Origin of the sequence: Pseudoalteromonas sp. Z1A8, assembly GCF_011378855.1 — a bacterium.
Taxonomy (GTDB): Bacteria; Pseudomonadota; Gammaproteobacteria; order Enterobacterales; family Alteromonadaceae; genus Pseudoalteromonas.
In genome coordinates this window covers 17266-31459 of the sequence record NZ_WTLB01000021.1, presented here as the reverse complement: position 1 = coordinate 31459, position 14194 = coordinate 17266, and the positions used below count along the sequence as shown (strand labels likewise).

At 39.4% G+C, this 14194-nt stretch carries 17 protein-coding genes; 7 read left to right on the top strand and 10 right to left on the bottom strand.

Translation table 11 applies throughout. The features are described 5' to 3' along the window. Positions 1-51 precede the first annotated feature (51 nt). Positions 52-729, bottom strand: a complete 678-nt coding sequence (locus tag GQR55_RS10075; RefSeq protein ID WP_166420483.1) for a FlgO family outer membrane protein — start codon at positions 727-729, stop codon at positions 52-54. A gap of 103 nt (positions 730-832) precedes the next feature. Further along, complete coding sequence (locus GQR55_RS10070) at positions 833-2509, bottom strand: amidohydrolase (protein WP_166420482.1); 1677 nt, start codon at positions 2507-2509, stop codon at positions 833-835. Positions 2510-2682: 173 nt separating this feature from the next. Between GQR55_RS10070 and GQR55_RS10065 the strand changes: the two genes are divergently transcribed. Beyond that, positions 2683-3204 (top strand): energy transducer TonB, encoded by a 522-nt coding sequence (locus tag GQR55_RS10065; protein ID WP_166420481.1) that lies wholly within the window; start codon positions 2683-2685, stop codon positions 3202-3204. 217 nt (positions 3205-3421) lie between these two features. Next, complete coding sequence (locus GQR55_RS10060; RefSeq protein WP_166420480.1) at positions 3422-3874, top strand: energy transducer TonB; 453 nt, start codon at positions 3422-3424, stop codon at positions 3872-3874. 50 nt (positions 3875-3924) lie between these two features. Here the strand turns inward: GQR55_RS10060 and GQR55_RS10055 are convergent, their stop codons facing one another. From GQR55_RS10055 to GQR55_RS10040, 4 genes are all read right to left on the bottom strand, one after another. Next, positions 3925-4161 (bottom strand): EF-hand domain-containing protein, encoded by a 237-nt coding sequence (locus GQR55_RS10055; RefSeq protein ID WP_166420479.1) that lies wholly within the window; start codon positions 4159-4161, stop codon positions 3925-3927. A 9-nt stretch (positions 4162-4170) separates the two neighbouring features. After that, a complete protein-coding gene (locus GQR55_RS10050) occupies positions 4171-4407 on the bottom strand; it encodes an EF-hand domain-containing protein (protein WP_149593610.1) in 237 nt (78 codons plus the stop codon). Between the two features lie 180 nt (positions 4408-4587). Continuing rightward, on the bottom strand, positions 4588-4815 hold the full coding sequence (locus GQR55_RS10045) for a hypothetical protein (RefSeq protein WP_166420478.1): 228 nt from the start codon (positions 4813-4815) through the stop codon (positions 4588-4590). Between the two features lie 24 nt (positions 4816-4839). Next, positions 4840-5073, bottom strand: coding sequence for an EF-hand domain-containing protein (locus GQR55_RS10040; RefSeq protein ID WP_002961641.1), 234 nt, complete (start codon positions 5071-5073; stop codon positions 4840-4842). 330 nt (positions 5074-5403) lie between these two features. Here GQR55_RS10040 and GQR55_RS10035 point away from each other — a divergent pair, with 330 nt between their 5' ends. From GQR55_RS10035 to GQR55_RS10020, 4 genes are read left to right on the top strand one after another with little or no spacing between them, the layout of a single operon-like run. Beyond that, positions 5404-6861: a HAMP domain-containing sensor histidine kinase gene (locus tag GQR55_RS10035; protein WP_166420477.1), complete on the top strand. Its 1458-nt coding sequence runs from the start codon at positions 5404-5406 to the stop codon at positions 6859-6861. Position 6862: 1 nt separating this feature from the next. Further along, positions 6863-7408, top strand: a complete 546-nt coding sequence (locus tag GQR55_RS10030; protein WP_166420476.1) for a hypothetical protein — start codon at positions 6863-6865, stop codon at positions 7406-7408. Between the two features lie 2 nt (positions 7409-7410). Then, positions 7411-8760 carry a sigma 54-interacting transcriptional regulator gene (locus tag GQR55_RS10025; RefSeq protein WP_166420475.1) on the top strand — a complete coding sequence of 450 codons (1350 nt, stop codon included), beginning with the start codon at positions 7411-7413 and terminating at the stop codon, positions 8758-8760. An 8-nt stretch (positions 8761-8768) separates the two neighbouring features. Next, entirely contained in the window at positions 8769-9269 is a 501-nt protein-coding gene (locus GQR55_RS10020) for a DUF1543 domain-containing protein (RefSeq protein WP_166420474.1), read from the top strand. Positions 9270-9287: 18 nt separating this feature from the next. Here the strand turns inward: GQR55_RS10020 and GQR55_RS10015 are convergent, their stop codons facing one another. After that, positions 9288-9515, bottom strand: coding sequence for a hypothetical protein (locus GQR55_RS10015; protein ID WP_024611697.1), 228 nt, complete (start codon positions 9513-9515; stop codon positions 9288-9290). A 131-nt stretch (positions 9516-9646) separates the two neighbouring features. On the opposite strand from GQR55_RS10015, the gene GQR55_RS10010 reads away from it, so the two are divergent. After that, positions 9647-10897, top strand: coding sequence for a multifunctional CCA addition/repair protein (locus GQR55_RS10010; protein ID WP_166420473.1), 1251 nt, complete (start codon positions 9647-9649; stop codon positions 10895-10897). A 5-nt stretch (positions 10898-10902) separates the two neighbouring features. On the opposite strand, the gene GQR55_RS10005 is transcribed toward GQR55_RS10010, so the two are convergent. The 3 genes from GQR55_RS10005 to pdsR all read right to left on the bottom strand — a co-directional run bounded on the left by GQR55_RS10005 (position 10903) and on the right by pdsR (position 14042). Further along, the gene (locus tag GQR55_RS10005; protein ID WP_166420472.1) at positions 10903-11067 is read right to left on the bottom strand and encodes a hypothetical protein; all 165 of its coding nucleotides are present in this window, start codon (positions 11065-11067) and stop codon (positions 10903-10905) included. 150 nt (positions 11068-11217) lie between these two features. Next, positions 11218-13353 (bottom strand): proteobacterial dedicated sortase system histidine kinase, encoded by a 2136-nt coding sequence (gene pdsS / locus GQR55_RS10000; protein ID WP_166420471.1) that lies wholly within the window; start codon positions 13351-13353, stop codon positions 11218-11220. Continuing rightward, positions 13353-14042 carry a proteobacterial dedicated sortase system response regulator gene (gene pdsR, locus GQR55_RS09995; RefSeq protein ID WP_166420518.1) on the bottom strand — a complete coding sequence of 230 codons (690 nt, stop codon included), beginning with the start codon at positions 14040-14042 and terminating at the stop codon, positions 13353-13355. The genes pdsS and pdsR overlap by 1 nt, the downstream gene beginning before the upstream one ends. Positions 14043-14194 lie beyond the last annotated feature (152 nt).

Below are 14194 nucleotides of genomic sequence, written 5' to 3'. Positions count from 1 at the left end.
TGTTTTATTACACAAACAGAAAGGGTTAACTTGCGTTAACCCTTTTTGCTTTTATTGAATGGCGTCTAATACTATCCCATCGGTTCTACGAGTGGGGTATAGCGATTCAACTACAAAGCTTGGTATAAACCCTTTAGCTGATGACACCACTACTTTAGATTTAGCACCAATAATACGAGCATTAACAATAACGCCACGATTAGTGTACGTAAGTGTGCCAGTTAAGGTGTATTCAATATGTGGATAGCCTTTAATGTCTTTACCATTTCGGCTAAACGAAAAATCACCCAAGGGCGTCACGTGCACTGTACCTGTATGTTTGTAATCAACAACTGACAAACCAAACTCTTGTAATTCAGTAATAAAGCTTTCAGCTAAATGATTACCAAAAATATTAGTGGTTTGCAGGTTATCGTCTAAATTTACAAACGAAGTGATAGCGATAGGCGTACTACTATTTATGTAATTCATATTTTCAATCAGCTTCATTGCTAATTGCTCTGTATAATTACTTAGTAACTTACTGCTGTTAATTGGGCGGTAATTATTTTCAGGAAACTGCCAGTTACTAACGCGAGGCTGGTTATATTCAGCATAGCGATTGTGAGCGTTATTATAGCCAATATTGTTTTGTGGTGCATGTCCATTATAAATGGGATGAGTAGAACACGCTGAAAGTGAAAGTGTAAAAAGTGTCGATAAAGTAAGAGATATCTTTTTTGATAACATGTTTTCTTCCTGAAACATAAGGGGATTTTATAAATACCCCTCCTTATCGACACACTTTTTGATTACTTTAATTAAATTTAATAATTAATTTGTTTATTTTTGATTATGGTGCTTTTGTAACCTCTTCTTTTTTATAGCGAAGCTTACCTGCTACCCATGTTTGTAGCACGTTCGTCTTGTATATCTCGTCAACAGGCACTTTAAAGTAGTCTTTATCAATTAAAATAAAGTCGGCCCATTTTCCTTTTTCTAAACTACCCACCTTAAATTCTTGATGAGCTGCATAAGCGCCTCCGAGAGTAAATGCACGTAATGCATCTTCGCGGCTTAGTACTTCACTTGCGCGCCAGCCATTTTCAGGCAGCTTGTTATGATCCATGCGTGTGATAGCTGAATACAAACCATCAAATGGATTTGCAAGCTCTACAGGGTAATCAGATCCTGCTGCAACAACAGACCCTTGCTTTAAAAATGTTTGCCAAGCGTAGGCACCGCTTAATTGTTTTTCAGTTAAACGCTGCTCTGCCATATGCATATCAGAAGTGGCATGCACCGGCTGCATTGAAGGAATTATTTTTAACGCTTTAAAACGAGGGATATCCTCAGGCGTTACAATTTGTGCGTGCTCGATACGATTGCGCAGTAATATACCGCCGGTTTTTTTAAATACATTTTGATAGGCATCGAGTACTACTTTATTTGCTTTATCGCCAATTGCGTGGGTGTTTGCGCTAAAGCCGCTTTTAAAGCTTTGTGTAAAGAGCGCCTCGAGTTTTTCTTGTGTTTCAAGCATTAAACCATAGTGGCCAGATCTGTCTGCATATTCTTCAATCAGAGCGGCGCCGCGAGAGCCCAGTGCGCCATCGGCGTAAACTTTAACACTGCGAATTTCCATAAAATCATTTTTGTCGTGGTATCGGCCTGCTTTTAACATTGTGCCTAAATCAGGACTTGCACCACTTAACATTGCGACAATACGTAGCGGTAAATTACCAAGGTCGCCGCGCTCTTTGTAAACTTCCCATGTGGTTTTATCAATGCCAGCATCGTGAGTAGAAGTAATGCCTAAACTTAATAAATGCTTACCTGCTGCATCTAGTGAGTCACTTATATCTTGCCTTGAGGGGGCTGGCATATGCTGGGTAATTAACGATTCTGCTTTATCTACAAAAATACCTGTAGGATTACCAAATTCGTCTTTAATTATTTCACCTCCATCAGGCGCTTTTGTTTGAGCAGTAATACCAGTAAGTTCGAGCACTTTTGAATTAACCCAAATGGCATGGCCATCAACCCGCGAAAGTACCACTGGTCGATCGTTTACTACTTTGTCTAGATCTTTAGCTGTAGGGAAGCGTGTATCAGCCCAAAGTTCTTGGTTCCAACCACGTCCTATAATCCAGCCTTGTTTTTTATCGGCAAATATTTTTAGTTTATTTGTTACTTCATCAACTGATTTTGCACCGCGTACATCAAGTTGCGATAAGTTATCTCCTAGGCCAATAACGTGCCCATGGGCATCAATTAAGCCAGGTAATAAGGTATTACCGTGTGCATCAATTAGTTTAGCGTCTGGGTAACTATCTTTAAGTGTATCGCTACCTAGCTTTACTACTTTGCCATTTTTAATAACGAGGGTAGTGAATTGCTGTACTTCACCTTGGTATAAAGGGGTATAACCATTCGCGTTATAAATTACTTTTGTCTGTGCGATAGCATAGCTAGAGCCAGCAAATAAGCTGGCTAGTATGAGCGGTTTGAGTACTTTTCTGAGATACATAGTTACTTAATTTTTATTGTTAATTTACTTACATTAACAAACTTAATTTTATAATACCAATGAATTGATAGAGCCTGATTCTAAGGTTTTTCTCTATATTAACTGTTTACAAAATAGGTAATTGATGTGATTATTTAGTATGTAAAACAATCAATAAAGCATAAGGAAACGCTATGAAAGCCCTCTATTTATTACTCCCATTAACTTCATTACTTGCGGCATGTGGATCGACACCTACTGCAGATAAAAGTGTAGAAAAGCTAAACCATACTGATGTATCAAATGCTGAAATACGCAATTATATAGATTTATCAAGTGTTGAGCTGCGCGATAGGGTGAAAGACTATTGGAGTATTTTTACAAAAGTTGAATCACGATACCCAGTAGAGGCAGCAAAAAAAGGCTTAGCGGGCTGTGTAGAGTTAATGACTATTATTAATTCTGAGGGTAAGGCGCAGGGGTATAAAGTAATTTCCTCATATCCTAAAGGGTTATTTGATGAAGCCGCAGCGAGATCTTTAAGTGCATGGGCTTGGCTACCTACTGCCGTAAATGTAGCTAAACAACCTGTTCTTACGCATATCAGAATTGATTTCATGATTGATTCAATACCTGTAGGTAAAAAATATCTAAAAAATTGTCCGGCTGGTGAAACATTTTTAGTAACAGGGGAAATAAAAAAAATCTCCTACTGATGAAACATTTCAAGTAACGAGAAAAATTACAAGGTTTGAAAAAAAGTACTTATTTACCTCACTCTAAAGTTACTTTAAGTGTGTGTAACGTTTTAGATCGAACCTTTATAAAATCTGATGAGTATGAGTATGAGTATGAGTATGAGTATGAGTATGAGTATGAGTTTAATACGAATATTACAAATAACTAAATAAGCATCAAGAATAAGGAAATACTATGAAAGCTCTCTATTTATTACTCCCGTTGAGCATATTGCTAACAGCATGTAGCTCAACATCTGATAAACAAGCAAACGAAGAGATGCCGAGTTTTATTGATTTATCAAGTCCCGAACTTCGAAGTAAAACTGGTGAGTATTGGAATATTGCTAAAAGGGTCGAACCACGATACCCGTTGGAAGCCGCAAAAAAAAGCATTTCAGGTTGTGTTGAGTTAGCAATGGTAATTAATTCACAAGGTGAAGCCCAAGGGTATAAGGTTATCTCGTCTTACCCTGAGGGCGTGTTTGATAATAATGCGGCAGCTGCTGTGGGTTTATGGCGCTGGAAAGCGACAGCTGAAAATACGAGTAAGCAACCTATTTTAACTTATCTTAAAATGGATTTTATGTTAAGCCCAAAACCTACCGATGCAAAATATTTGGCGCATTGTTCTAAAAATAAAGCCTGAACGTAATTAATATAAATATAATAAGCTAGGTGTTTTGCCTAGCTTTAGTATTATTTGCTAGCGTATAAGCTGTATTCACTTAGCGTTAGCTTACCGTCTTTGTCTTGATCGTAGCTTGAAAACCGAGACCAAAGAGCGGGATCTACTGCTGTTTCTGCGCGTGTTAAAAAACCATCCTGGTTTCTATCAAGTTTTTCAAATTGCTCTGCAACATTGTTGCTTGCAGCAAAGCCTAATGTGCTAAAAATACTAAACGCAAAAAGCGTTATATAGCTTGTTTTTTTCATGAAAAATACTCAGTAGAGGTTATTAGTAAGGTAATTTTTAAATTCGATTAACGAAATTTGGTTATCTTGATTTTTATCCCATTTTACAAATGTGTTTAAAAGTTGTGGTTGGGGATCAAGTTCGTCATGTGTCAGATAGCCACTTTTGTCATTATCAAGGTGATCAAAGCGTTGCTTTACATCAAGTGCAGCGGCATCAAAACTTAATAGCATTAAAATGCTTATAACTAGAGAAAGTATCTTCATGGCGTTCCTTCCAAAAGATGTATTAAAATTTTGTGGCTGAAATAAGAGGAAAAAGCACTTGCCGTAATTTAACTCCCAACATTAAATCCTTTTACACACTCCCTCAGGGATTATGGCAAATGCTTTTAATTCCAGTCTACCTATAACAAGCTTAAGTAAAGCTTAATCAATAATTACTGATTAAGGTTTAAAGCTTTCAAATTCTTTTTTTGAGATTTTTTCATCACCGTCTTCATCTAAGTCGGCAAACTGTCTCATTACTTCTTTGTCTTCTTTTGCTTCTACAATTGATATTTGTCCGTCCATATTTTTATCTAAATGGGAAAAACGCACGTTTATTGGCGATGCTAGTACGGTTGCACTAATGGCTAAAAACATTAATGAAAAAGCGGCTATAAGTTGTTTCATAATCACGTTCCTTATTAAATGAGTTTATTGAATAAATTTTTTGAATTCATCTAGCGACAATTGCCCATCTTGATTGGTATCAATTTGAGAAAAATTCTCGTGTAAAACAGCATCTTCACCTGCTTCGGCTTCACTTAATGTGCCGTTGCTGTCTTTATCAAGCTCGTTAAAAGTCGCGTGAACGTCCATAGCGTGTGCGTTAGCGCCTAAAAAGCCTAAAGCCAGTAATGATGAAATTACTAAAATGCGTTTGTTCATAATTATTTCCTTATTGATTAAAGTTATTACTCCTATTACAAAAATGATGCCAAAAATAATAGTTGTTATTTTTCAATGTGTTATTGTTTTCACTTTAAGAGTGTGAGAGATTTTTACGGGGTTTATTGTAATTCTTGTGTGCCTTTTGCAACATTATTTAATGATTTTGATGAGAGGGTTTTAAAATCAGCAACTTACGTTGTCTCCATTTGGCGACACGCTATTTTGTTAGTGTTAGTTGTTAATCGTATTAAATATAATTGCTGGTTCAGCTAGTGTATAAGGTAAGCACTTAATAATAGAGTGCTTAACTTAAAAGGACGAAACGCAATGCCAGCAACCATAGCTAAAAAATACCAAGCAATGCTTAACTGGCGGCCTAATTTAATTGGGCAATTTGCAATGAGTATGCTGCTTTCGTTACTCCCCCTTTCTATAGTGGTAATTGTGTTTTTAAATGCCCTTAATAAGCAGTTAGCGGTTACTCAAAGTATTGTAAGTAACAACTACCAAGTTACCAAATCGTTTAATACTCTAAAGCAAGAACTCAACAGCCTTGAGCGTGCCACTAGGCAAAACTGGGTGTTAAAAAGTGAATCACTCGATAAACTAATTATTGATAAATGGCAGTCATCCCTGCAAAGTATCGATGAGCTTAAATTTGTAAACACGAATAAAGATTATACTCACCAATGGCAGCGCTTATATACCACCTTACAAACCGCGCATGCTGAATTGGTTGAGCAAAAACAACAACAAGCTGAGCTGTTTGTGCCAGTGAGTGATTTAGTTGCTGAGCTTACTTTATGGCTACGTGATAAAAACGAAGCGCAAATCACCAATAACCAAAATGAGCTGACAAGCTTGCAAGCTTCATTTATAAACTGGCTGGTGGCACTTATTCCACTTACTTTAATTGTAGGAGGTGGTTTTTTATGGCGCATAAGTGGGCGACTAAAAGGGTTAACTACGGTTATTGATAAGCTAGGGCAGGGACATTGGCAGCAAAAAATATCTGTGAAAGGCTCCGCTGAGCTAGTTGAGCTAGGAGAAAAACTCCAATGGGTGCAAGAGCAACTTCATATGCTTGAGCAGCAAAAAGATACTTTTTTACGCCATGTAACACACGAGCTAAAAACGCCGCTTGCTTCAATGGTCGAAGGCACTGATTTACTAACTGATGAAATAGTAGGCCCAATTACAGGTGAGCAAAAAGCAGTGCTTGAGCTTATTAGCCAATCTATGGTGCGCCTTCGTACAATGATTGATAGTTTACTGAGTTATAATGCGATTCGCACCAGTAAAGACAGCCTAAGCGAAGTTGAATTTAGCCTTCTTATTAATAAAATTAATAGTCATTTTGAGCATCGTTTAAGTGCGCGTGAGCAGGCTTTAAAATGGCAAAATAACTTACCAAATAAACCGCTTGCTTTACCTAGTGAGCTTATTGAGATGATTTTAATTCAGCTTATTTCAAATGGCTTAAAATTTTCAGAAGATAAGCAGATCGTTACTATTAATTTAGCACTTGAGCAAAATCAACTTTGCATTGCTGTTCTTGATAAAGGATGCGGTATTAAAGAGCAAGAAAAAACCCAAATTTTCAGCGCGTTTTATCAAGGTAAACACAGTAAAAATGTTACGCTGCAAGGCAGTGGGCTGGGCTTAACTATTGTAAAAGAATCTGTTGAACAGTTAAGAGGAACACTTACTGTTGAGCATAACGAGCCGCATGGTTGCCGGTTTTCAATTAAAATTCCCATAACAAAAAATCTAGGAGTTAATTAACATGCGCTTGCGTTTAATCGCTATTTTAAGTGTGCTCAGTAGCAGCATGGTTATATCAGGTTGTGAAATTAATAATGGGCAAGAAGAGCGTGTGTCAATTACACCTGCACCTGTGGTCGATACCAAAATAAAAAACGACAAAAACAGTAAACCTAGTCCAAAACCCAGACCAAAAATTGAACCTAGTTATCCTCCAGCAGATCAAGTTATTGCATGGCACGCTAATCAGTGTGGTGGATTTAAATTAGTGCCTAAAAAAGATATTTTCACAGGCGAGAGCGACCTTAAACGCTTTTTTAAATTTATGTGTTTAAATATAAATGATGATCCAAATACAGTAATGACTAAGTTACTAAAACTCGATTTAGCTTACTTTTGGCCAGATGACATCAAGCAGTATTTATGGCTTCAAAAACAGCAAGTGACGATGCAAATAAACGCTAAAAAAGAGCAGCAAGCACTTAACAATAAAATGCAAGAAACACTCTCATCGTTAGCAACTATTGAGCAACAGCTTTTACTACGAGAAGAAACTAAGGAGCAGTAACTATGGCAGCAACTAAAGTGCAAGGTGCAAAAGTATTACTCGTTGACGACGACGCTAGCTTATTAAAACTGCTCGCTATTCGCATTGAATCAAAAGGGTACGAAGTAACGACCTGTGAAAGTGGCTTAATTGCACTACAAATACTTAAAAGCCAAGTGTTTGACGCTGTAATAACCGACTTGCGTATGGATGAAATGGATGGCATGGCACTGCATCGCCAGTTGCAAAGCCGTTACCCTGCGTTGCCTGTCATTATGATGACAGCGCACGGCTCTATTCCTGATGCGGTAGAAGCGACCAAACAAGGCATTTTTGCATTCATAACTAAACCTGTAGATAAAGATGAGTTATTTGACAGCCTTGCTAAAGCGATAGAAATTCACGGTGTGAACGCTGATGAAGCCGCGCCAAAAAGCAATATAGTTACGCGTAGTGGCACAATGCTTCACTTGCTCGAACAAGTAAAACTACTTGGGCCAACGCAAGTTAATGTACTTATATCTGGTGCCAGTGGTACAGGTAAAGAGTTACTTGCACAGGCTATCCATCAACATAGCCACGTAAGCGACGGACCTTTTGTTGCAATTAACTGTGGGGCTGTACCGGGCGAGCTTTTAGAATCCGAATTATTTGGCCATAAAAAAGGCTCTTTTACGGGCGCAATTAAAGATCACCAAGGGTTGTTTCAACAAGCTGAGGGTGGCACGTTATTTTTAGATGAAATAGGCGACATGCCACTTAACTTACAGGTTAAGCTACTGCGCGTATTACAAGAAAAAACGATTCGTCCGGTGGGTTTTCAAGAAGAAATAGCAATTGATGTACGCATTGTATCGGCAACACATAAAAATTTACCCGAAGCTATTTTAAACCAACAATTTAGAGAAGATTTATACTATCGCTTAAATGTCGTTAATTTAAAATTACCGCCACTGTGTGAGCGCCGCGAAGATATAAGCTTATTAGCGCAGTACTTTAGCGCAAGCATTGCCAAACGTATGAATCAAAATGAAAAGCACTTTGCCAGCGATGCCATGCATGCGCTTGTGCGTTACGATTGGCCGGGTAATATTCGTCAATTACAAAACGTCGTAGAGCAAGTGGTCGCATTAACACCAAGCGAAGTGATCTCAGAACATTTAGTGTTGGCTGCACTAAATAGTAATGAAACAAACGTAGAGCCGTTATCACTTAACGACGCTAAAAAAGAATTTGAACGCGACTACGTAATCAATACTTTAAAAATGGCAGGTGGCAATGTAGCCGAAGGGGCTAAGCTTGCTAAACGTAATCGCTCAGATTTTTATAAGTTGATTAAAAAGCATAATATTGATGTTGATAATTTAGGTTAAGGAAAAGCATGCAGTTATTTATGGTGTATTTGGGTGGCAGGATTCAAGGCTGCCACATTGAAATGCACGATATTCGCTTTGTAGTAGGGGAGAATATTGAGCAAACCTACTCAAAGTTAAAAAGCCAATGGGTGGGCGATAAAAGCAGTGTTCATATGGATAGCTTTATGGCAATAAACCACATTGATGGATTTAAAGTAGAAGTGGTTGATAGCTACGTTGAACAAAATAAACAACTTTATTTTGTAAACTTAGGGGCTTATAGAAGTGACTCTATGGCTGAGCAACACGACTTTGCACTGTATGTAGCAAGCAGTAGCCATGAAGCCAAGCAACGCGCTAAAAACGATTTACTTGCAGGCCTTAGCCATATTCATAAAGACGATTTGCACGACGTAGACGATTGCTTTGCGATTGATTTACTCGACAGCCAATTAAATATTAAGCTGACTCCAAGCGGGCAAGCTCAAACAATAAAGCCAGACTGGTTTGGCTACCACGTACTTTAAATCAGCCAAAAAGCAGGATTAAGAGTCCTGCTCGTTTTGTTCATCCTTTTCGCTTTTAGCCGCCATTTTAAATGCCACAATAACCAATCCAAACATAGCAAACGGCAAAGCCGCCAACATGTATTCAACCATATTACTGTCTTGAAAATTTGCTTGTAGCAAAAAGTGACCCGCCACACACATTAAAATAACGACTAATAAAATGGGCAGTAACATAAGTTCTTTTTTTGATGAATGATTTTTCATTAAATACGTGGCTATAGCTAAAAATAATGCGCCATTGTAATGAGCTTACATAAGCTTGGCAAACATCACAGAACTTATTAATTAATGATATGATTAGTGTCAAATAATTAAGCTGATGTTATGGGGATAAAGTGAAAAGTAACTTAAAGCAAGTTTACCTCGTTGGTGGTGCAGTGCGCGACAAGCTGCTAAATATAAAATCAAAAGATAACGACTATGTAGTTATAGGCGAGACGCCACAGACTATGGAGTCGCTCGGTTTTGTACCAATCGGTAGCGACTTTCCGGTTTACTTACACCCAAAAACAAAAGAAGAATATGCCCTGGGGCGTACAGAGCGCAAAAGCGGCAAAGGTTATACTGGCTTTGTGGTTGATGCCAGCCCAACCGTTACGCTAGAAGAGGATTTAGCAAGGCGTGATTTAACCATAAATTCAATGGCGCTTGATGAGCACGGTAATATTATAGACCCGTTTAATGGCCAAGCTGACTTACAAAGTAAAACTCTGCGCCACACCACTGAGGCATTTGTAGAAGACCCTGTTCGAGTACTGCGTATTGCCCGTTTTTTAGCGCGCTATGGCAGTGATTGGCGTATTCACCCAAGTACGTATGCATTAATGCGTGAGCTTAAAAATAAAGGTGAGTTAAATCATTTAGTATCTGAGCGGGTATGGCTCGAGACCGAAAAAGCCCTTGGCGAAAAGCACCCCGAACTTTATTTTGAAGCACTGCAGGGCTTAGGGATATTTCCTGAGCTTGAGCGCATGGTTAATGTACCGCAACCAGCAAACCATCACCCCGAAGGTGATGTATTTGTACATACTATGTTGGTACTTAGGCGCGCAGCTGATTTAAACTTTAACTTAGAAACTCGTTTTGCAGCCCTGACTCATGACTTTGGTAAAGCACTTAGTTTTAAAAAGCATGGAAATTTACGGGGGCATGAACGCGAAGGTGTAGCGGTAGTTGAAAAGTTTTGTGAGCGTTTAAAAGTGCCTAACCGTTTTCGCGACATTGGTGTACTCACCAGTGATAACCACACGCTTTGCCATACGGTCGATCAACTAAGGCCGCAAACCGTTCACAAGCTAATAGTGACTAACTTAAATGCGTTGGTGCATCCGAATCGTTTTACAGCGTTTACCCAAGCGTGCCAATGTGATGCACAAGGGCGTGGTGAAACGCTGGTTGATAAGCCATACCCGCAAGCAGTTAAACTGCGAGCAATTCATACTGAACTACAAAAAATGGATAAAAAGCAGATAGTGCAAAATGCACTTAAAAATGGCAAAAAAGGCCCTGAAATAGGCGAAGAAGTAAAACTAGCAGAAATAAACTGCATTAAAGCATTTTTAGAACATGAGAAGTCCCAAGCGTAATAAAATTAGACTAAGTAGTGCGATACGCCTTGGTTTTTAGTTGTGTCGTGCTTTCTTAGTTCTTTGTAGTTAGTACTTTTTGGTTTTACATTTTCAGACTCAGGTTTTTTAGAGGGCCTGTATAAGTCAAAAATAAAGTCTAGTTCTTCACGCTCTAGTGATGGTTTCATGAGTATTCCTTCAATTTAATACTTTAATACGATGTAGAGTATGGTCATTCGACTGAATAAAAAGTGAATAGTTACATTTGAAATAGCACTAAATTGTAATCGGCAGTTTTGAAGGGGTAAGCGGCGCGTTAAACCGCTCTATTAGCTATTTTAGTTATGTAAAGGCAAGCTCACAGTAAATACCACACCATCGCCTTGTTCGTTATTTTGCGCTGTTACACTGCCTTTATGGTAATCGCACACCAGCCTTACTATATAAAGCCCTAATCCCAAATGTGGCTGTTGCTGCATTTGCTGGCTACGTACCGACACCATAGAGTCAAAAATATGCTCAGTTAATCCTTCGGGTAAAGTGGGGCCTGCGTTACTCACTGTTAATGTTGCTTTATTTTCGCTCTGCTTAAGGCTTACATTAATCGCCGTATTGGCTTCACTGAACTCCAGCGCGTTATTAATAAGCTTATCAAGTAGCTGAGCTATAAACTCGGGTGCACCTTGCATAGGTAATTTGTTTTGGCATACATCAAGCGCAAATAATTGGTTTGGATAAGTAAGCTGATAGCCTTGCATACAGCCATTTATTACTTTTTGTAAATCAAAAGGCTCAGGCTCGTTACTTTGAATACTTTGCTCGAGGCGAGTGGCTTCGCTCATGGTAGTTATTATTTTACCTAAGCGTTCAACGCCTTCACTGGCGCGATCGAGGTATTTTTGGCTCAGCTCGTTTTGCGGCAAGCTTTGTAAGTTTTCGAGGGACGAGCGCACTACGGCAACAGGCGTGCGCAGCTCGTGTGATAATCGCGACGACATATTTTCTAAGTAATCGGTATAGCCACCAAGTCTACTAACAATGTTTGAAAAACTACGCGACAGATCGCCAATTTCATCGTTAGCATCACTGTAATTAATACTGCCGGTAACACGCCCTTGTGCATCAATTGCTTGCTCAGCTGTATCGCGCAGTCGCCTAATACGGCTCGATATACGCGAGGCAAAAAAGAATAGCGTGACAGTACCAATTAGCATCACGGCTAAAATAACGTTGAATAGTTTTTCGAGCGATTTATTACGCAGCGTACGTACGCCGTTTGTGGTTTCCTCTGCTATTACCGCGCCAATTACTTGATCTTGAATCCAAATAGGGTAAGCGGCCGATAGAATAACGGCTTTACTGTCGGGTGTTAATCGCCAAGACGATGCTGGTTGTCCTTTTAATGCTTTCGCTAAGTGCGTGCCTTGCATAGAAGCTACATCGTGCAGGGTATCTAAAAATTCGTTTTCTGGGCGCGTTAATATTTTATAGTAAATTGGGTGCAAGTAATTTTGCTCAAAGCGCTGCCACCACGTCTCAGGAGCCTGGTTAGCAAGTCCATCAGCCCAAACGCCATCTGCATTTTGAATAGTTCCTGTTTGTGCCAATACCCGATGATGATTATCGACCACCCAAATGCGGCTGCCACTGTGGCCCATGCCTTTTAAAATACGGCTGATTTCTGGAGAAGGGACTAATACCGAGCCTAAATCGTTCGGGTTATTTAAGTTTGAGGTCGACATTATTTTTGGTTCTAACAATGCCTCTTTGCTATCAATGTCAACAATGGCAAAGCCAAGTTTGTTGCCCAGCATGCTTATAGGAAAGCGCAGTTCTACATTATAGCCAGTGTCAGTACTTTCAAAATACCCCTGAATTTTTGTAAAAGGTATTTTGGTTTTAGCATCAAACGCATTAACCCAACCGTTTTGGCGCGGGGCAATAATGTAGGTATTAAATTGGCCGTCAGGCGTTTTTAGGCCAATTTTTAAATAATCGTTATTGGTAATGCTTAAGCTATTTTTAGCGCGATAAATAAGCGTGTCGTCAGTTACTTTAAATAGCGCATATAAGTAATTATCAAATTTTCCCACCATGTGATCAAACGACAAGTCGCTGGCTTTATGAGTACTGTTTGTTTTTTGTAAGTAGCGTTTATCGTAATGCCAAAATAGTGGTTGGTAGCTGTCCCAATCGGTGAGTTTACCGTCTAATTGAATAGGATTTTTAAGATTATAAGCGTATAAATCGCGCCCTTTTACTACTTGGTCTAAAAAGTTGGTTTGTTCGTCAAATAATGCGGGGCGTTCGTGCAATGCAGTCGCAAGTGCGCGAGTGGTGCCTACTAGGGTTTTTTCTTGGCCTTGGCGTAAAAACTTTTCCATTTCCCATACGTACTCGTAGCCAAGCCACGGTAGCAAAAACAAAAAACATGAAAGTAATATAAATTTACTGCGCAGGCCAAATCGTAGCATTAGTGTTGTTCCCACCTGTAGCCCATGCCATACACGGTATCTATACAATCAAAGGCGTCATCGAGTGCTACAAACTTTTTACGAATACGTTTTACGTGCGAGGTAATTGTGCTGTCGTCTACGTAAATTTTTGCATCGCTCATTAATTCGTTACGGCTTTTAACATGGCCGGGTCGCTGGGCGAGTGAATGCAGCATCCAAAATTCGGTTACGGTTAAATCAACGAGTTGTTGCTGCCAAAATACCTGCATACGTTGCGTGTCGAGCGTTAACTGTCCGCGTGTTATGAGTGCGTTTGCATCAGCGGGTTGTTCAAGTGCTTCCATTCGGCGAAATAGTGCACCAATACGTGCAGCCAAGTGAGCCAAGCTTATGTCTTTTGTTAGGTAGTCGTCGGCGCCCATGCGCAGGCCGCATACGGTATCTATTTCGCTATCGCGGGCGGTTAAAAAAATAATAGGCAGTGTTTTAGAAAGCGAACGCAATGTTTGGCACAGTAAAAACCCCCCATCTATTTCATGGCCTAGGCCAATATCAACAATGGCTAAATCGGGTAGGGCATTTTTAAATTCAGCTTCTGCGCTGACGCGATCTGCAAAGCCACTCACTTGGTAGCCCTGTGCGCTCAGCATTTCTATGTAGTTTTCGCGGATTGCGGGTTCATCTTCAACGATGGCTATTTTTTTCATTCTAATCATTATCCGATTGCCTCTGTTGTGCACTATAACGAAGTTTTTAAGCTAAGTACGCTTAAAAAGGCAATTGCCATTTTTTTGCCACAATTGCTCAGCAGTTTGCCATTTTTGCTCCCCTTTGTTGCCACTTGAACTTGTTTTAATAG